16 protein-coding genes and 5 pseudogenes are annotated in these 19,324 nt (G+C 41.5%); 7 read left to right on the plus strand and 14 right to left on the minus strand.

Going from position 1 to position 19,324, the window contains the following annotated elements:
• The first annotated feature begins 123 nt into the window (after positions 1-123).
• Positions 124-336, plus strand: a complete 213-nt coding sequence (locus VL20_RS25845; protein WP_052275239.1) for a hypothetical protein — start codon at positions 124-126, stop codon at positions 334-336.
• A gap of 242 nt (positions 337-578) precedes the next feature.
• Here the strand turns inward: VL20_RS25845 and VL20_RS25850 are convergent, their stop codons facing one another.
• The 3 genes from VL20_RS25850 to VL20_RS25860 form a co-directional block, all read right to left on the minus strand.
• The gene (locus VL20_RS25850) at positions 579-794 is read right to left on the minus strand and encodes a hypothetical protein (RefSeq protein WP_002767716.1); all 216 of its coding nucleotides are present in this window, start codon (positions 792-794) and stop codon (positions 579-581) included.
• Positions 795-923: 129 nt separating this feature from the next.
• Positions 924-1,190 carry a hypothetical protein gene (locus VL20_RS25855; protein ID WP_052278253.1) on the minus strand — a complete coding sequence of 89 codons (267 nt, stop codon included), beginning with the start codon at positions 1,188-1,190 and terminating at the stop codon, positions 924-926.
• A gap of 125 nt (positions 1,191-1,315) precedes the next feature.
• Entirely contained in the window at positions 1,316-1,969 is a 654-nt protein-coding gene (locus VL20_RS25860; protein ID WP_052278254.1) for a PEP-CTERM sorting domain-containing protein, read from the minus strand.
• Between the two features lie 149 nt (positions 1,970-2,118).
• On the opposite strand from VL20_RS25860, the pseudogene VL20_RS25870 reads away from it, so the two are divergent.
• A pseudogene (locus VL20_RS25870) lies at positions 2,119-3,183 on the plus strand (ISKra4 family transposase).
• Positions 3,184-3,561: 378 nt separating this feature from the next.
• Here the strand turns inward: VL20_RS25870 and VL20_RS25875 are convergent.
• The 7 genes and pseudogenes from VL20_RS25875 to VL20_RS33395 all read right to left on the minus strand — a co-directional run bounded on the left by VL20_RS25875 (position 3,562) and on the right by VL20_RS33395 (position 10,323).
• A complete protein-coding gene (locus VL20_RS25875) occupies positions 3,562-4,605 on the minus strand; it encodes an IS630 family transposase (protein ID WP_052278255.1) in 1,044 nt (347 codons plus the stop codon).
• A gap of 303 nt (positions 4,606-4,908) precedes the next feature.
• Positions 4,909-5,295 carry a hypothetical protein gene (locus tag VL20_RS25880; protein WP_052278256.1) on the minus strand — a complete coding sequence of 129 codons (387 nt, stop codon included), beginning with the start codon at positions 5,293-5,295 and terminating at the stop codon, positions 4,909-4,911.
• Between the two features lie 149 nt (positions 5,296-5,444).
• On the minus strand, positions 5,445-5,786 hold the full coding sequence (locus tag VL20_RS25885) for a XisI protein (protein WP_002780558.1): 342 nt from the start codon (positions 5,784-5,786) through the stop codon (positions 5,445-5,447).
• Positions 5,774-6,189, minus strand: a pseudogene (locus VL20_RS25890) (XisH family protein). The gene VL20_RS25885 and the pseudogene VL20_RS25890 overlap by 13 nt, the downstream one beginning before the upstream one ends.
• Before the next feature lie 355 nt (positions 6,190-6,544).
• A complete protein-coding gene (locus VL20_RS25900) occupies positions 6,545-7,750 on the minus strand; it encodes an argininosuccinate synthase (protein ID WP_002736083.1) in 1,206 nt (401 codons plus the stop codon).
• A 162-nt stretch (positions 7,751-7,912) separates the two neighbouring features.
• A pseudogene (locus VL20_RS25905) lies at positions 7,913-9,903 on the minus strand (DICT sensory domain-containing protein).
• 285 nt (positions 9,904-10,188) lie between these two features.
• Complete coding sequence (locus VL20_RS33395; protein ID WP_002736350.1) at positions 10,189-10,323, minus strand: hypothetical protein; 135 nt, start codon at positions 10,321-10,323, stop codon at positions 10,189-10,191.
• Positions 10,324-10,405: 82 nt separating this feature from the next.
• On the opposite strand from VL20_RS33395, the gene VL20_RS25915 reads away from it, so the two are divergent.
• Together VL20_RS25915 and VL20_RS31405 are read left to right on the plus strand one after the other, a co-directional pair.
• Positions 10,406-11,344: an SGNH/GDSL hydrolase family protein gene (locus VL20_RS25915; RefSeq protein WP_052278258.1), complete on the plus strand. Its 939-nt coding sequence runs from the start codon at positions 10,406-10,408 to the stop codon at positions 11,342-11,344.
• Between the two features lie 6 nt (positions 11,345-11,350).
• Positions 11,351-11,497 carry a hypothetical protein gene (locus tag VL20_RS31405; protein WP_158499392.1) on the plus strand — a complete coding sequence of 49 codons (147 nt, stop codon included), beginning with the start codon at positions 11,351-11,353 and terminating at the stop codon, positions 11,495-11,497.
• A gap of 165 nt (positions 11,498-11,662) precedes the next feature.
• Here VL20_RS31405 and VL20_RS25920 read toward each other — a convergent pair whose 3' ends face one another.
• Together VL20_RS25920 and VL20_RS25925 are read right to left on the minus strand one after the other, a co-directional pair.
• Entirely contained in the window at positions 11,663-12,790 is a 1,128-nt protein-coding gene (locus VL20_RS25920; RefSeq protein ID WP_052278259.1) for a 5-(carboxyamino)imidazole ribonucleotide synthase, read from the minus strand.
• Positions 12,787-13,296 carry a pentapeptide repeat-containing protein gene (locus VL20_RS25925; RefSeq protein ID WP_041803611.1) on the minus strand — a complete coding sequence of 170 codons (510 nt, stop codon included), beginning with the start codon at positions 13,294-13,296 and terminating at the stop codon, positions 12,787-12,789. The genes VL20_RS25920 and VL20_RS25925 overlap by 4 nt, the downstream gene beginning before the upstream one ends.
• 270 nt (positions 13,297-13,566) lie before the next feature.
• Between VL20_RS25925 and VL20_RS25930 the strand changes: the two genes are divergently transcribed.
• Positions 13,567-14,430, plus strand: coding sequence for a branched-chain amino acid ABC transporter permease (locus tag VL20_RS25930; RefSeq protein ID WP_052278260.1), 864 nt, complete (start codon positions 13,567-13,569; stop codon positions 14,428-14,430).
• Between the two features lie 356 nt (positions 14,431-14,786).
• Here the strand turns inward: VL20_RS25930 and VL20_RS25935 are convergent, their stop codons facing one another.
• Together VL20_RS25935 and VL20_RS30700 are read right to left on the minus strand one after the other, a co-directional pair.
• Positions 14,787-15,170 (minus strand): DUF4346 domain-containing protein, encoded by a 384-nt coding sequence (locus VL20_RS25935; protein ID WP_002735883.1) that lies wholly within the window; start codon positions 15,168-15,170, stop codon positions 14,787-14,789.
• Between the two features lie 344 nt (positions 15,171-15,514).
• Positions 15,515-16,295 (minus strand): annotated as a pseudogene (locus VL20_RS30700) (IS630-like element ISMae23 family transposase); the annotation flags it as partial.
• 279 nt (positions 16,296-16,574) lie between these two features.
• On the opposite strand from VL20_RS30700, the gene VL20_RS33400 reads away from it, so the two are divergent.
• Positions 16,575-17,150 (plus strand): hypothetical protein, encoded by a 576-nt coding sequence (locus VL20_RS33400; RefSeq protein WP_284525924.1) that lies wholly within the window; start codon positions 16,575-16,577, stop codon positions 17,148-17,150.
• Positions 17,151-17,264: 114 nt separating this feature from the next.
• Positions 17,265-18,925 (plus strand): annotated as a pseudogene (locus tag VL20_RS25960) (IS1634 family transposase).
• The last annotated feature ends 399 nt before the right edge of the window (positions 18,926-19,324 follow it).

The raw sequence follows: 19,324 nt of genomic DNA on the forward strand, positions 1-19,324 counted from the left end.
AGGCTAGAATCACTGCTCATCTTGCTTTAGCCTCTGTTCCAGGGGTTAAGGATAATTGGGCAATTCTGAGCGATGAACCTCCTACCCTTGACACCTTCTGGCAGTATGGTCTTCGTTTTCCCATTGAACATCTCTTTCAAGGGCAGTAAATCGGGCGTTTTTGACTGGGAACATTCTCGTGTTCGCTCTGCTGCTTGTTTAGAACGTCTCTATCTCATTGTTGCCATTTCTATTCTCTTTGCTACTTTAACTGGCATGGCGGTTCAACAATCTGGCTCTCGCCGTCAGGTTGATGCTCATTTTCGGCGTGGTTTGAGTTATTTGAAAATTGGTTGACGTTGGCTGGCGGGAGTTGTTCATAAGGCGCGTCCCTTCTTGCGACTTGACCACTTATTTTCTGTTGACCCTTTTCCCTGTTGGCTCTTCTCGCAAAGCTCGTCAGGATTATTATGGCAAAATTACCTTTTCTTTTATTCAGGAGTTTGAGGCTTTCACATAACAGTACTTGTCTTTGTATTGAAAAATGTGTCCGTCAGTCAGGGTAGATGCTCTGGTTCAAAAGTAACAGAATAGCTCATTTAAGGTTCTATCCCATATCTTTTATCCACCTCAGCTGCGGGAACAGTCGCTCTTCCTTGTAATCTTTTTTGTTGGATTTCTAATAACTTTTCTTTAAAAGATTCTTTAACTTGTTTTCCCTCATCCGGATCACCAAAGTATTCATCTAGAGTATCATCTACTGTATTACGGATTAAACTTTGTAACTCTTGGGGAGTCATGTCTTTTATCTGCATATTTTCTCTAATTAAAAAAAGGACTTTGACTCGTTGCAAGGTTTTACCTTGCAACGCAGATAAGCGAGGTTCTACCTCTACTTATTTCTTTGACTCGTTGACTCGTTGCAAAGTTAGCTCGTTGTCGGACTATTCTTCGAGTTGATAGGGACACCATTGACTTTTTGTGGCAAGTTGGGCGTTAATAAGCGTAAAAACGCGCTCTAGTTCAGAAAGTCCAGCATACTCCGCTTCTTCGTCAACAGAGAGACTGTCAGTTTTCTTCTTAGCTAATAACTGCTCAAAACGAGATTGTAGCTCTGAAGTAAACCTGAATAAATAAATGTTACCAAATTCGCGGAGTTCAACCCCTTCTCTCATTAAAGACGAAGGTTGAATCATTAATTGGGGAGTCATTGGCTCTATTGATTGTTATTCCTCTTTCACCTTATCACCTTAACAAATTGCCGAGGAAATGTAAAAGAATATTGATAATATTTAACCAATTTCGGGGCAACCCCTCTGTAGTTGCCCCTCCTCCCTTATCCCCGACGACGAAGGGAAGCGGCACCCAAGGCACCAACAGCGATTAAACTCACTATACCACTAGGTTCCGGGGTTGATACACCACCGCCACCAGCAGGAGTGATATCCCCATTAAGAGCCACAAACCCACCCCCGGCAACATTAGTGGAGTTGTCGGCAATTAAATAGACAGATAAGCCATTAGCATTCAGTCCATAGAGACGGAACTGCACCGGGCCGGTTTGGGGTGCTAAACTGCTTAGGTCAAAGCTGTAGGTATTAAAGCTAGTTGTTAAGTTAACTTGTGTCCCTAAATTATTGGTGAACCCATCAACACTAGAGCGCAAGACTAAATCTAGCTGCGTTTCAGTTTGGGCCGCATTGAGTTGTAAGTTAGTAAAATCGACTTGAAAACCTGCACTAGGTTGTACGGCAAATTCCACATATTGGCTGGTATTAACAGTGCTACCTGTATTCCAACCGTTAGTAGTAGAACCACCCAACAGGAAGATAGGATCATTCTCCCGATTTATCCCGGCGGTGTTTAACCCAGTGCTGGTTATATTCGCACCTACAGTATTCGCCGCTTTGGGATAGGTTGCGGTACTGGCATTAAATGAATTCCAACCAGCTACTATTGCCGCTTGAGCAGGAGTAACCCCTAACCCCATAACCCCGGGAGCATCTCACTTATGCAATGAGTATTAATACTTATAGCAGTCAAAAACTAGAAAATCTTCAACTTGATCACAAAGAGAAATGAGATTATAATAGTTATAACTTACAATTCAGAATAGCTCTCGATGGGAGGAATAATTCAATGTTATCAGAAAATGAAAAAAGAATTAAAGAGTTATGTCAAGAGTTAGGGCAATGTCTCTATGAGCAATCCCAAATTAAGAAATTTAATAACTTGGGAGAGATAGAGGAGACAGTCAGAGATTTAATGATTCATTATGTTAACCCAGAAATCGGTATTTTTTTGTCAAAACAAGCACAGAAGAAACTGCCGGTCGGACGAGAAAAGTGAAAAGTATTTTGGGGGAATTACCAATTACAGAAAAACAAGCGAAAAAATTAGAAATAAAGTCTCGGACTCAGATGAGTCCAATGTTAGAGAAGAACTGTTTGCTATTAAGTGGCGATGAATCCTACGAAAAATCGGCGCAGAAAATCAAATCATTGACAGGGATTGCTGTTTCTCACAGTACCCAACAACGCCTCGTACATCGATATGCTTTTGAAGAATTACCGTCTAACCCAGAAGTGGAAGTGGAAGAAATGAGCCTAGATGGCGGTAAGGTACGACTAAGAACTGCCAAGGGAAAAGCCTTAATTTGGCGTGATTATAAAGCAGTGAGTTTTCATCAACTGGGGGTAGCGGCTTTTTTTCAAGATAACTCAGCTTTATTAGATTTGGTTAATTCTCAAGTTTTGGCCAAGCCTTTAATTTGTTTAGGAGATGGACATGATGGTATCTGGAATTTATTTCGTGAGCTCGGAGAGAAACAGGAAAGAATTGAAATATTGGATTGGTATCATTTAATCGAAAACCTCTATAAAGTTGGCGGGTCATTCCAGCGAATTGAGGAGGTAAAATGTTTTCTTGAGGAAGGGGGACGTGGACGCCGCTATCTCTTGTTGTGAAGGATGGTCAGAGCCGCAAGTTGAGAATTTTATTACTTATTTAAACAAGCATAAACATCGAATTGTCAATTATGGTTATTTGCAGGCAGAGGGGATTTCCATTGGCTCTGGCTCCGTCGAATCAAAAATTAAACAAATTGCTCATCGTCTTAAAATTACTGGTGCAAGTTGGCAATCTTGTAATGTACCGCAAGTCCTTCGTCATCGCTGTGCTTATCTAAATGGTTGCCTTTTTTAACTTTTTTATTGATCTCATTAAGCATTTCTACTTATTGCAAAGGTGAGATGCTCCCGTAACCCCAGCTAACCCCATCAGAGTCAAGGGGGTTAAAATTGTCAGTAATTTTTTCATGGATTCGATGACAGTAATAGGAGAAAATTATGATCATATTTAACGCTAGTTTTGCGCCAATATCCCACAGCCAAAACTATCACAAGGGGGGGGGAAGTCAAGGGTTATTTAATCATCATTTATTATGATTTTTATATTTAAGATAGTTTTGGGTTATATAAATATTTTTGACTGGTTGCAAGGTTATAGCTGGCAACGCAGATAAGCGAGGTTCTACCTCTACTTAGTTTCTTTGACCGAAATGATCACCTTCGCTACTATACTTTAGACGTTCATAATCTGAGATTTATTAAACTTCTGAAATCGTAGAGTCAGCAAGGAATCCAGTTCTTTTTTATGTTTCAGATGGGCATCATTCAGACATTCATAAATAGCTGAAGAAAAGTCAGAAAAGTTCTCATAATATTTACCATATAAACATTTCTTTTTGACCAATTTCCACAGCCTTTCAATTAAATTTAGATTAGGTGAATAAGACGGCAGATAGAGCAGCTCTATTGACAAAGAAAGAGCCAATTCTTCAACAATTTTACATTTTTGATAGCGGGCATTATCTAAGACTAGAGTGATGGGAATCATTAGTCCTAAAGCAGCTATTTTTGACCGGAGTTCACAGACTTGAGTTGCCGTAATATAAGTTTCATATGTTACCAGAATAACTTCATGAGTTATTGCATTTAATGCTCCTAAAACATTGAAGCGTTTACGCCCGCTCGGTGACTTAACAAAAAGTCTCTCAAAACACCAAACAAAACCGAGAAATGCTCCCATGACGAAGTGAGCGGCATCAACAAAAAAAACAGCCCTTTTTCCTTCTTTTGCCTCATTTAGTCTGGGTTCTAGCTTTTTTTCTTTGTAGTCCTCTTGTTCATCTGGGTCAGCTTTAGAAGGAAGAGAACCTACTTTTAAACATTTCATTCCCATTGATTTTAAAAATTTTCTCACTTGGGTAGTACTTCGTTTTATTCCCGTCAATTCTTCTATCCTATATACAGCTTCATTTATTGTGGCTGCTGGATTTTTCTCGAAGTATTTTTTGAGGGTTTCTTTTTGAAACTCTAATTCACTTTTAGGGCGATAGAAGTTGATTTCTTTTAATTTTTCTATTCCGCCTTCTTGATAATCGCGAAGATAGGTTAATAAGGTATTTGGCGAGATTCCTGCTAACTGACAAATTTTTTGGTGCGGTATCTTTTGGCTTTTTAACCAGAGAACTTCCATCTTCAGTTGAACCCGGGGATGGGGATGATGAAATCTTTCATAATACAGTGAGTTCTTTTCTTCTTCCGTGAATTCTAGGTTAATCATGTTTTTAATGAGTGCTTTGCTTCTAATTATGACTCTTAAACTATATTATTGTCCTTGAGTAAAAAATGCAAGTTGTAGCCGTGCAAAGTATAGGTTCCCCCGCAATAAATTGACCTGGTGCATCTTACATTTGCAGGAATACCGACAATCAGCAATTATACTAAATCCGTTGAGTATAGGCTGCTTATAAAGGAGAGAACCTCATGCAAAAGGGGGAATAAATAATCAGTTTTTAATAACCAGATTTAGTATTGGCCTGTTGGCGAATTTTATCTTTAATATAGTCGGGAATAGGGCTGGGATTCATGCTTCTAAGGGTGAAATTAATCCTCTTTTAACCGCTTCATTTAATCCTTGAGACTTCTTTAACAAGTTTATTTGATAAATTTGCATCAATGACCAAAGTTCCGTATTTTCAAAGGTTGATAAATCTCTCTCTTGTTGTTGATTGAGCAACTCGCTTAATCTTTGATCCTGTTCTGATGCCATTTGTAATTGAGTTAATTTGATAATTTCTTCATCTGATAATGAATTTAGGGATGAGATTTTTTCGCCTTGATAATTGGGACTAATAGAAAAAGCGATCGCTTCTACTAATATATCATTAAGATCACGGTTAATTGAATGGGCTAAGGATTGAGCTAGATTAAAAATCTCATCAGGTAAAGTTAAAGTAATTGAAATAGCCATAAGCTTTTTTTATGCTGGTTTATAGAGATATTATAATTATAACTCAAATTTTTGTTACCTATAGGGATAAAATGGTTCAAAAGTAACAGAATAGCTCCTTTAAGCTTCTTTTATCAACCTCAGATTTCGAGGCAAGATTTACCGATAACTTAACTCACGGCAAACCCTGTTAACTTACGAGTTTCCAGATCGTAAAAAGCTAAAACTATATCTTCTTTAGAAATACCCTCCCTTAATAATTCCGTAGCGATACCTTCCTCTGTCCAATCCTCCTCAATATAAATCTTCTCATTTTTAATCCTAATATGGACTTGAATATTCCTGATTTTTTTCTTGCCTTCCCAACCCATAAAAAGCCAAAAATACTGATCATGTATCTCGTCAAAAACCAGACAACTTTCTTGATCTAAATTAGCAGAACCAGAAACCCATTCGTGATATTCTGTTAATACTTTTTTAATGGCATTGCGATATTTTTTTAGTCTATCCATCGTAAAATTTTCTCCTTTTCCATCTCAACAACCAGCAAAAGTAATTGATTTATTTTCACAATAGCCTGAATTGATTCTCGTTGGAAAAAATTTTCATAAATGCTGTCTTTAATGGCTAGATAAATTTGATATTCTGGTTCGGTAAGACTGATTAAATTTCGATATAAAATATACTGTCCTAAAGCTATTTCAAAATCTCTCATAGGTGAGGGACTTAAAAAGCTTTTGATTTCCACAACAATTTTACGTCCATTTCTTTCAGCAGCCAGAGGTTTTTCTGCTGCTAAATCAGCAAAAATTCAACATCTTTATATTTAATTTTATAAGGATCAGCTAAAATACTCCAACCGTCTTTAATTAAGGCATTTTTCACGGCTTCATGGTAAATATCTTTTGCTGGCATGGTTCTAAAAAAGTAATTTCATTAGTTATATTTAATTTTATTAACAATCCTAAGTCTGATAAAATCGGTGATCAAATTTAAATCAGTTATCGAGTCTGGTTCAAATTTAATTTTTGTTGATTCCCCCCTTGATAAGGGTGCTGATCCCCCCTTCGCCCATAGTAGGGTTAATTCATGAATTAACCCTACCTTGGGGGTTGATTCGTGAATCAACCCTACCTTAATAAGGATGTTGATCCCCCCTTCCCCCCTTGATAAGGGGGGTGCCGATCCCCCCTTCCCCCCTTGATAAGGGGGGTGTTGATCGCTGGGGGGATCTGAATTAACACCCACTTACTTAGGGGAGAATTGTTGATTACTTCCCTCTAGTTTTTTCGGCCCAAACTTTGCTGGGTAATCCCCAAACATAGATGAAACCTTCAGCAGCTTTATGATCAAATTGATCCTCGGCTCCGTAGGTAGCTAAATCGGGAGAATAGATAGAATTGACTGACTGACGACCGACCACTTTAGCGTTACCTTTAAACAGTTTGACTCGCACCGATCCCGTTACCTGTTCTTGGGTTTTGAGGATAAAAGCATCGATCGCTTCCTTTAAGGGACTGTACCACAATCCTTTATAAATTAACTGTCCGTAGGTATCTTCAATTCCCCGTTTATATTGGGTAACATCTCCAGTTAAAGTCAAACTTTCTAAGTCCCGGTGAGCATCAATTAAAACTAATAAAGCCGGGGCCTCGTAAATTTCTCGGGATTTAATTCCCACTACCCGGTTTTCGATCATATCTAAACGACCAACACCGTGTTTACCCACTAGGTCATTTAATTGACTAATTAGCGTGACAGAATCGAGATTTTCTCCGTTTAAACTGACAGGAATCCCCTGATTAAAACCGATATCGACGTATTCCGGCTCGTTGGGAGTATCGGCGATCGCTTTGGTCATTAAATAGATTTCTTCCGGGGGTTCCGTCATCGGATCTTCCAAGGGACCGGCTTCAATACTGCGCCCCAACAGGTTACGATCGATACTAAAAGGCGAGGATTTTTTCACAGGAGACTCGATCCCGAATTTTTCCCCGTAGGCGATGGTTTCTTCCCGGCTCATGCCCCATTCCCTGGCGGGAGCGAGAACTTTTAAACTAGGATTGAGGGTCATAATGCCCACATCAAAACGCACTTGATCGTTACCTTTGCCGGTGCAACCGTGAGCGACGGCATCGGCCCCGTATTTCTCGGCGGCCTCTACTAATAATTTAGCGATTAAAGGACGAGCCAGGGCGGTAGAAAGGGGATAACGATTTTCGTAGAGAGCATTAGCTTGAATTGAGGGAAAAGCGTATTCTTTGACGAATTCTTCTTGAGCATTGACTACTAAGGATTCGATCGCTCCGCAGCGCAGAGCCTTTTCTTGAATCGGTCCTAATTCGTCTCCCTGTCCTAAATCGGCGGCTAGGGTAATCACTTCTTCTACTCCCCATTCCTGTTTGAGATAGGGAATACAGACGGAAGTATCGACTCCTCCGGAATAAGCTAAAACCACTCTCTTGGCACGTCCCATAATTTTTTCACCTAAAAACGACTAATTGATTACTCTTTTAAGTTTATTATATATCCTGGGGATTGGATGCTTCTTTTTTAATGCTTTTTTGTTTAGTTTTTGATGAAGAAAAGGCATAGGAAGTCACGAGTAGAGAGCCAAAACTAAACGGGCAACCGGCCGCTATTTACGTTTACTGGCAGCACGACGGGGGGATTTTTTCGGAGCGGTATTTGGGGGATTATTGTTAGTTTTATCTTTAAATATTGGAATAGTAAAATGAAACTGACTGCCGTGATTTTTGCCCCGGGATTCTGCCCAAATTTCGCCGCCCCAACCATTGACGATCTGACGACAGATAGCCAGTCCTAAACCAGTTCCCCCGGCACTGCGTTGCAGGGCTCCTTCCTCTTGGTAAAAGCGATCAAAAACCTGTTCTAAACGATTGGGTTCGATCCCGCGTCCGGTGTCAGAAATGGTGACTTCTAGAGTTTTTGGCTTTCCCAAAGCGACTTCGATCGAGACATTTCCCTCCCGTCCGGTAAACTTACAGGCATTATCGAGAAGTTTGGAGAGTAATTCCACTAACCACTCGCCATCGGCTAAAACAAAGGGCAGATTAGGGGGGACAAGATTGCTAATTTTGGGGTTTTCGTTGTCGAGATTGAGGGAGTGAACGTGACTGATGGCTAATTCCACACATTCCGATAAGGATAAAGCTTCGGGATTCCAATTAACCCGGCCACTTTCTAACCTAGAAAGAGTTAAAAAATCTTGGATTAATTTACGCATTCGTTCCGCATCTTTCAGGGCAGTATCAAGCATAATTTGGCGCATTTCCGCCGGCATATCCGGTTCCGAGGCCAAACTTTCTAGACAGACTTGAATGGTGGACAGGGGGTGCGTAATTCGTGGCCGGTAATGGCGACTAAATTAGAACGAGTGCGATCGAGGGCGGCTAATTGTTCATTTAAATCCTGTAAATTAGCGTAGGCTTCTGCTTGAATGAGAGCGACTCCGATTTGAGTGGCCACCGCGTCCACCAGGGCGACATCCTCGCTCTTCCAAGTGGTGGTATAGGGTCCACAGTGATGCAGTTCCAACATTCCCAAGAGACGGCTTTGGTAAAAAATCGGTACTAATAACCAAGAATAGATGGAACATTCCCGCACCAGATTTTGAATGGAATCCCCGGGAAGACGGGGATCGTGAATAGCGTCTTCGATTTTTAGGGATTCTCTCAATTCCAGCACTTCCTGAAACAGAGGATTATTTTTCAGGGGCCATTTTTGTCCTTTGATGGAACTAATGCCAGGGTTTAAAAATTCGTGTTCGATGGTGGCGTTAATGTCGGCTTCCTTACAACGATAGACCACGCAGCGACAGACTCCCAATCCCTCCCCCAATTTCCGCACTGCCACCTGGAGGATATCTTCCGGATCGAGGGAACGACGGATCGCCGCTGTCACCGAGTTGATCAGTCTTTCCTTGTGTTCTTTCGATGCCAAGGAACGATTGGCTTTCAGCAGTTTATACTGTCCCGCTTGCAAATAAGTGACCAATCGCTGGACAAAGGGATCCGGTTCCTCTTGATGATCCCTGTCCGTCAGTTCACAGATCAGGTATTCTTCTTGAGCGCGCCTAATTTTCTCTGCCAGTTCGGGACGATAATCGAGAATATGATTTAAGAGAATTTGGGCGGCCTGTTGACTCACATGGCGATCGCTCGTCCAAATCCCCTCAAAACGGCGATTATTATCCATAGCTGCCCTATTTTCCCCTTCGGCTACCAGATGGGTTCGTTCCCGACAGATTAAACAACTAGCATAATGGCGACTGATAACCACTAGATGCCATTCTTTGGCTAAACTGTCGTCCGGTTGAAAAGCGATCGTCTCGTAAACGTCGGAACTATGCTTAAAATCGGTTTCTGGGGCGGACAAAACGTAAACTTGCCCGCTTTTGTGGGCAATGCGTCGATAGCGATGGGCCTCTTGACGATAAAAGCGCTCACGCTGAAAACTGGCAATCACTAATGGTTGATCGTCTTCCGCTAAAACCTGATCCTCCATGGCGTGGGATAGCGCGGTCAGGGATGCTTTGAAGTACATCTGCGATCGCCATTGGGGGAGTAACTGCAACAGTTCTGTTAAAACAGAAGTTGATCTGCTCATCGATGATCTGTTTCGAGTCGAGTGTGACTAGCAAGCGCAATAGAGGGAACTAGCAATTTCTCCCTTGACCCTATCCTACAGGCTCAAGGGGACAAGAGGTGAGATCGTGATGGCCAGAAATTTAAACCGAGTGATGCCAAAAGTGAGGGAAATTATTCTAAGTAGGGAGGCACAATTATTTGTAGGATGGGTTAGCGGTAGCGTAACATGAGCGGGCGTTGGGTTTCATGCTTCAAACCAACCTACGTTCATCTTATATTTAATTCCACCCACCCACTTAGTTAACTAGATGTAGGCGACTTTCATTGCCCAAAGAATCAGAGCAATAATACTACCGATAACGATAATCGACGATATCGCCACTACTGCCGGTTTATCGGCTCCCTCGAATTTCATGATGCCACGATTTAAGTCTGACATTGCTTTTAACTCCTTTTCATGAGATGGATGTAGAAAGTATGAGACACTTTAGGATCATAAATTAGCTAACTCTCATCTATCCGTGTTATTAGAAATTGGTATCATTCGGCTGTCTTTAATCATTCTAGGCGTTCTTTTCGCCCTTGGCCTTCTCCTTGAGGCTATTTTAAGAATTGTCTTCGGGTTCGGTAATCCGCTTATTTACAAAGCTGATGCCGAAATTGGCTATCTTTTGGCTCCTAATCAACAAACGCGCCGTTTTTCCAATTTTATCGCCGTTAATCAGTATTCGATGCGCAGCGATCCGATTACACCCCAACGGCCTCCAGAGACGACGAGAATAATGTTAATCGGTGATTCGATCGCTAATGGCTCTTGGTGGACAGATCAAAAAGAGACCATTGCTGCTTTAATCACCAAAAATTTAGGCCAAAATCTGACGGGTTCAGTGCAAGTTCTCAATGCTTCGGCTAATTCGTGGGGACCACGCAATCAATTGGCCTATCTGCGACGTTTCGGCACCTTTGAATCTCAGGTGATTGTGTTATTAATGAACACCGATGATCTGTTCGCTTTAGCTCCTAGTTCGGCGGTGGTGGGACGAGAAATTAATTATCCTGATCGCCGGCCGGCTTTAGCTTTAATCGAGTTGTACGATCGATATTTTAAGCGTTATCCTCCCCTACCACCGGTGCAAGAAGGAGGCGATCGAGTGGGCAATAATTTAAACGCTCTTGCCCAAATTCAATCCCTTGCTCAGGCTAATCAAGCCCGTTTAATTATCGCTATCACTCCCCTCATTCGCGAAGCTCAAAAACAGGGGCGAGATTATGAATTGAAATCCCGTCAAAGACTAGCGGATTTCACCGGCAACCAGCAGATTTTTTATCTAGATTTTCTGCCCATTTTTCAAGCCCATCCTAATCCCGATTCCCTCTATATCGATAATATTCATCTCAGCAGGGACGGTAACGAGTTAATCAGTCAAAAACTGGCCGAGGCAATCAAAAAAGTCTTTTAATTAGGTTTGCTGAATCAGTTATCAGTTATCAGTTATCAGTTATCAGTTATCGGCTCTTCTCGACTTTGTGTGATAATTTTTGCTTATGGAACCCTGAAGTGCTTATTGGGCAAAACTTTTAGGACTATTTTGCGGAAGAAACTATCGGTATAGACCTCGTTTCCACACAGAAACCAGAAGAGCCAGTTATCAGATGTGAGGTTTCAGATGTGAGGTTTCAGTTCACATTTTTATCAATTATCAGTTCACTATTTACTGATTACTGTTTACTGTTCACTGTTTACTGATTACTGTTCACTGAAAATACACCCCACTTCCCTAACAACCATACCAAAGCTTTTCTATCTGTTTTGCTAGGGCCAATAACTCAGAGCGATCGCTTGTATCCCTTAAGAGGGTGACATGGCCTAATTTTCGACCGGGACGGGATTTCTTACCGTACCAAAAAACGTGAGCGTCTGGAATTGCCGCTAAAACTGCTCTTTTTTCGCCATAATCACCGTCACTATCCTCAAAACCCAATAGATTAACCATGACTGCCCCGGCAGATTTTAAATCCGTGGCTCCGAGGGGCAAATTAGCCACTGCTTGCAGTTGTAGAGCAAATTGGGAGGTAAGACAGGCAGAAAGGCTGTAATGACCAGAATTATGGGTACGGGGAGCGATTTCATTAATCAATACCTCTCCCTGGGAAGTGACAAATAATTCCATCCCGAAAACACCCACCGCCGACAAACTACTTAACAGATGATGGGCGATAGATTCGGTTTGAGCCTGTAAAGATTGGTTAAGAGCGGCGGGAGCGATTACCCAGTGACAGACTTGCTCCTCTTGATGGGTTTCTACCACGGGATAGGTGACGATTTCCCCAGTTAATCCCCTAGCGGCAACGATGGCTAATTCTCGCTCGTAGGGAATATAAGCTTCTAACATCAAGTCAAGACGCTCTAATTGCGGCTTTTTGGCCTTTAATTCTTCAGGAGTGCGGATAATAAAGGTTCCTTGACCATCATAACCGTGTCGTCGCGCTTTCAGCACTAGCGGAAAAGGATAATTTTCTAGCTGGGATAAATTATCTATCGCCCAAAAATCAGGCACAGGCAACCCTAGGGAGCGTAAATAACATCTTTGCTCGTATTTATCCAATAGGGGGCGCAGATTTGCCAAACTAGGATAGAATTTCACTCCTGTGGCCGCTAATTCTTCTAGGGCATCTAAATTAACAAACTCATTTTCAAAAGTGATCAGATCACAATGTTGAGCTAGTTTTTTTGTGCCTTCCACGTCGGCTATTTCCGCAAAGACAACCCCGTCAGCTAAAGCAACGGCGGGATCGTCGGGGTGTGGTGTTTGTACAATTAGAGAAATGCCTAATTTCTTGGCTTCCTGTGCCATCATCCATGCTAATTGTCCACCACCAATAACACCAACCCGGGTTTGCATCATTGATCACATCCTAAAGATTCCGGGGTAGAGATGCCGGTTTTTGAGTTGACACCCTCGGCTCTTTCACAGAGATTTTTGATTTGTTGAGCGTCAAGCACGGCAAAACTAAAATCAGCACCGTTGATATTTACCCCCTCGAAAATGGTGCGCAGCATAATTGCTTCGGCAAAAATGGCATCGCTTAAATCGGAATTTTTAAAGGTACTCAGATAGGCTAACCCATTGGTTAAGTCCGCTCCATGAAAGTTGCCTTCGATGATAGAGGCTCCGTTAAACACTGCCCCGCGCAAATCGGCAGAGCTAAAGTTAGAATCTTGCAGATTAACGTTAGTAAATTGGGCAGATTGCAAATTTTGTCCCGAAAAATCCTTTCCTGTCAGATTCTGGTTTTCATAACTGGCATTGGCTCCTGTGACAGCAGCAGAACTGGCAGCTAAGGCATTGACAGGAGATAGGATAAATAGTAGGGCAAAAAAAGCGATCGCTAATCGAAAGATAGTCTTCATTGGCGGCAAATTCCATCAGTGGGCATTCTTGATTTTATAGCAGTAAGTCATCAGCCGTCAGCTTTCCACCGGCCGCCAGAAATTGCTGGCACACAAACCTTTATAATAGCTGTCTGAGCTTATACTGCCGTGTAATTTGGTCTAAACAAAAATATTTAAGCCACAGGCCCTCAGCTTTCAGTTAAATAAGGTAAAAGACAAAAGTTAATTAATTTTCTCTCTCCTGACTTCTATTTCTAAGGACAATTTCTGATTTATACAAGAGGTTTGATGGATACACCGCAACTTTTATTCAATGGTTTAGCCGTCGGCAGTATTATTGCTCTGGCTGCTGTCGGGTTAACCCTTACCTGTGGCATTTTGCGTCTGTCTAATTTTGCCCACGGCGATTTTATGACTTTAGGTGCTTACATAACTTGGCTGGTAAATGCACAAGGGGTTAATCTCTGGTTAGCCATGCCGGTGGGGGCAGCGGTGACAGCTATTGCCATGCTCATTGCCGAGAGATTATTATGGAAACCTATGCGCGATCGACGGGCTGACTCTACCACTTTAATTATTATTTCCATCGGTTTGGCTTTATTTCTTCGCAATGGTATTTTAATGATCTGGGGCGGCAGTAATCAACGCTACGATCTCCCTGTGATGACCGCTACAGAAATTTTTGGTATTAAAGTAGCTTTTGATCGATTGTTAGTTATTGGTTTGGCAATTATAGTTATTATTGCCCTCCATTTTTTATTACAAAAAACTAAGATTGGTAAGGCGATGCGTGCCGTAGCTGACAGCAACGATTTAGCTAGAGTAACCGGAATTAACGTCGAATGGGTTGTCTTCTGGACATGGATAATCACGGGAGTTTTAACTGCTTTAGCTGGAGGTATGTTCGGTTTAATTACTGGGGGAGTACGTCCCAATATGGGCTGGTTTTTAATCTTACCAATGTTTGCGTCCGTTATTTTAGGTGGTATTGGTAATCCCTACGGAGCGATTGCTGGGGCTTTAATTATTGGTGTTGCTCAAGAAATTAGTGTTCCCTTAATTGGTTCTGATTATAAATTAGCCGTGGCTTTATTAATTATGATATTGCTGTTATTATTCCGTCCCCAAGGTTTATTTAAAGGCACGGTTTAACAGTTATCAGTTATCAGTTATCAGTTATCAGTTATCAGTTATCAGTTATCAGTGATCAGTGATCAGTGATCAGTGATCAGTTATCAGTTATCAGTTATCAGTGATCAGTTATCAGTGATCAGTGATCAGTGATCAGTGATCAGTTATCAGTTATCAGTTATCAGTGATCAGTTATCAGTTATCAGTGATCAGTTATCAGTTATCAGTTATCAGTTATCAGTGATCAGTGATCAGTGATCAGTTATCAGTGATCAGTTATCAGTTATCAGTTATCAGATGTAAGTTTTAAGTTATTTATCTTCATCTTTATCCCTGTTTACTGTTTACTGTTTACTGATTACTGAAAAGCCCAATTTTTAATCCTGAATATATTCTTCGCCGGTGATTAAAGCGTATTCAGCGCGGGTAAATTCTCGACCTAAATAAGCAGCATGATCGAACATAGTAATGGGACAAGGTTGGGTTTCTTCGATTACTTTGACGGCTAATTCTTTGGCAGTCCTAGCGGTGTAAATAGACTCAGGATTGCGATCAAGTTTTTGCCTAACACCGATAACTTTTCCCGTTTCTGGATCGACGGCTAAACCTTTTTCGTTGATAATATTGCTGTAATGTTTGGCACAGATTAACCCGGCTTCTCGGTCGAGATAAATAATAAAATATCCTGCGGGATCGAGAGCGATCGGACGTTTGGAAAGTTGATGATCAATAGCCGTGATTTGGGATTTTAATTCGCTCATTTTCTTGACAAAATCACTTAAATATGTAGATGAAAGCAAGAGCAAATTATATCACATACCATCATTCTTGTCCTCTGGCAACAGGAGGATAAACTCAGAAAAACATAAACAGGGACACTTGTAGAGTAACCCAAGGGCTAGTATTATTGTCCGCGGCGAGACGAATAGCACTGCCCGGAAACGCCACGGAACCAACCCCCTGAAGCAAGAAATTTTGAGATAGATAATATCGCCCAATTAACAGTAATTCATGACCAAGATCATAGGATTTCAGCGTCTGGAGGGCGGGATTACCCCCTAAATTATTCAAAGTGTCGGCAAACCGGTAGTAAGCTTTTACGCATTTAAGTTACATTGACAGCATTACCCTTATTTTTAAGTTTTCTACTCCATTTAATAATCAATCCCCCTTCATTTAAAAGCTGATTGACTACTTTTTCCAGTTCTTCTTTATTTTCAAATTCTCGATTAGCTATGTACTCTTTAGCGGAATGCCACACTAATTCTATTAGGTTGTAATCTGGACTATAAGCTGGTAAAAACTCTAGCCTAATATTGGGCAACTCTTTTTCCACCTGCTCAATAACATCTTTCTTTTTGTGATAACTAGCATTGTCTAATATGATGATAATTTTCGGTCTTTTTTCTCGAAAATCTTCGGGCAGATTTCCCAAGTTTATCCATTCTTGACGAATCTCTTCATGAAGTTTCTTTAATTGTTCATGGAAAGTTTCTGAATTTCCTTTTTTGATCATAAAACAGACTCGTTTTTGTCATTATATCTTAAGGCTCCCATCACATTCACCCTTCCTCTTTTTCTTTGTCCATTCACTTTTTTTCGCTTTCCTTTTTTTGTCCAAGCTCTCCTTCTTATTACTCTCAAACTAAATCCACACTCATAAGGGGCTGTGTGGCGAACCTGCGTCGCCACACAGCCCCGTCCCAAAACCATACCTGGATTGACTCTGGCTTTTCTTTAGCCAACCTTAAATATTCATCTAATTTTTCTTTAAATGCTTTTCTTAATTTCTTGTCTTGCTTATCTTCTAGACTATATTTCGCCCAGATATACACATACTTTTTTCTTCTCAATATTCTTCTCACTTGCGAGCCACTCAGTTTAATTCCCTGACTGACGGACACATTTTTCAATACAAAGACAAGTACTGTTATGTGAAAGCCTCAAACTCCTGAATAAAAGAAAAGGTAATTTTGCCATAATAATCCTGACGAGCTTTGCGAGAAGCAAAACAGGGAAAAGGGTCAACAGAAAATAAGTGGTCAAGTCGCAAGAAGGGACGCGCCCTGACTGACGGACACAAGTGGGTCAAAACCTGACAAGACAAGGGTTGCCAAAAAGAAAAATATCTGGGTAGATAGGGAAAAAGCAAGAATCCCTACAAGATGAAAACCGAGAACAGAATCTTCTCCCAAGTTTATTCCTATCTAGAACAAGGAAGCCGATTTGTGGATAAAAGACATTTAACCGTCCTCAGTTGGATGGTGACAGCCCTACTCAGTAGTCAAAGTCTCAATCAAGCCAGATGGGAACCCTTTGTACAAAGCAGAGCCGAACAAGCCAATAGTTATCAGAGACGGTGGAATCGCTTTTGCCAGAATGGAAGAGTAGCGGTGGAAAAGATATACATCCCCTTAATATTGAAAGCCATCGAGACTTGGAAGGAGAAGGGGGAAAGACTGTATCTAGCAATAGATACCACTCTGTTGTGGAATCAATACTGCTTTGTCTATCTAGCGGTGGTCTGCGGGGGGAGAGCCGTCCCCTTGATGTGGATGGGATTAGAACATGGTAGTGCCAGCCTAGCTTTTGAGAAATACGAACCCTTGTTGGACAGAGCCAAAGGCTATCTTCAGGGCTTTGAGAATGTCATGCTGTTAGCCGACCGAGGCTTTGCCAATCAGCAACCCACATTCCGCACCCTCAACTGTCACATAAGCTGTCCCCCTCCAGAGACTTGAGTAAAAATACTTATCTGGTGAAGGTTTTCTCGGTGGCCGTTAGGGGGATATTGAGACCCCTAATTATGAAAAAATAGGAATTGTTGGAAAACTTAGGCAGTGGGCTGTTCGACCATGAATCAATCAACAGAAATTGAAGTCAAAAATCTAGACCATCTGGGATTAGTAGCCGGAATTATCGATGAAATAGGAATCGTTGAAATTATCAACGAACAAGTCTCAATTGAGCGAGGAGAAATTGTCACAGCGGGGCAAGTCGTGAAAGCAATTATCCTGAACGGATTGGGATTTGTCTCCCGGGCCTTGTATTTATTTCCTCAATTTTTTGAAGATAAAGCAACCGAACATCTGCTGGGAGAAGGCATCGAAGCAAAACACCTGAATGATGATAAAATTGGTCGAGTGATGGACAAACTTTATCAACTGGATGTTTCGGGGATTTTCCTACTCATTAGTTTAGCAGCCGTGAAAAAATTTGGTGTAGCAACCGAGAACTCCCATTTAGATTCGACTTCTCTATCAGTAGAAGGAGAATATAACAAGGAATACCCAACAGTAGAAATCCTGAAATCAGGAGCAGTGGGAGAAGAAATTGAAACCAGACAACAGCCAATAAAAATTACCCACGGATACTCCCGCGACCGACGACCTGACTTAAAACAATTTATGATTGACTTAATCGTAAGTGGGGATGGAGATGTACCTTTATTCCTGAAAGTAGGGGACGGAAATGAAGCAGACAAAGCGGTTTTTGGTCAAATCGCCCGAGAATTTCAAAAACAAGTTGACTTTGACAGTTTAATAGTCGGCGATAGCGCCCTCTATAGCAAAGAGAATTTAAAACTAATGAAAGAAATGCGTTGGTTGTCTCGAGTCGCCTTCAGCATTAAAGAGGCTCAAGAGTTAGTCGATAGCATCTCAGAAAAAGAGTTAACCGATGCAGAAATACCGGGTTATTCCTGGCGGGAAACAAGCTCTAACTATGGGGGAATAGAACAAAGATGGTTGCTAGTTGAAAGTCAAGCTAGACAAGAATCAGACTTGAAAAAATTAGAGAAAAAAATCGAGCAGGAAAAGAATTCTGCCCAAGAAAAAATCCGGCAACTATCCCGAAGAGAATTTGAGAATAGAGCGGTGGCGTTGGCGATAGCCAAAGGATTATCTGACTCCTTAAAATATCATCAGTTAACGGAGATTAAAGTCAATCTCATTCCGCCTGAGACGAGAGCAGTCAAAACTCAAATCAAAAGACGATTTACCCTCTCAAAGCTATCAAGTTCAAGCCGAATTAGAGTTGAATTTGCCAGCGATTGAGAGGCTAAAGAAACGAGCAGGACGATTCATTTTAGCAACTAACGATTTGGAGAAAAAACGATTAAGCAGTGAGGATATACTCAAAAAATATAAGGGGCAACAAGCTCCAGAAAGAGGATTTTCTTTTCTCAAAGACCCCGGCTTTTTTGCCCACAGTGTCTTTCTCAAATCTCCCCATAGAATCGAGGTCATGGCCCTGCTCACGTTGCTCGTGCCTGTTGGTTTATACTATTGGCCAAAGACAACTTCGCCTGAATTTAAAACAGCAGGAGACGGGACTGAAAAATCAGTTGGGTAAGTTAACTGACCGACCAACATTACGCTGGATATTTCAGAACTTTCAAGGGATTCATCTCCTACGTATTCAAGACAATCAAAAGATTAGCAACTTAACGGATGAGAGGCGCAACATTTTGAGATTTTTTCCCAAACCTTGCCAGGAATATTATCTCTTATCTTGACCAGATGGATTGACTTCCAGGGGTGACAAAACAAAGCGAGCAACTGGAACATCTCCCCCTAGATGTTAAGTCTGATTGCCTAGTCATTCTCAATAAGCACTGTTTATTGCGAATGACTGGGGGAACCCTGGAATTTTCGGCTTAGTTGCCGGCAGCTTGCCGCCAACTCACTCCTCTAGATAAGTATTTTGACTCAGGCATCTTCCTCTTTTGAGACGTTGTGACACTTAGGGTGCGGAATGTGGGCAGCAATTAATTCAATGGCTCAGGAAAAATACTTGGCATTGGTGTCTTCGCTTACCTTGCGATACCCTCATTTACGGTGTTCGCCGTCGGGGTTTTGGCTATGAGGTCAGAGAACTCTATCCTCCCAAACGGCAAGCCTGCTTTGATCGCAAC

It is taken from the genome of Microcystis panniformis FACHB-1757 (genome assembly GCF_001264245.1).
In the GTDB taxonomy this organism is placed as follows: domain Bacteria; phylum Cyanobacteriota; class Cyanobacteriia; order Cyanobacteriales; family Microcystaceae; genus Microcystis; species Microcystis panniformis.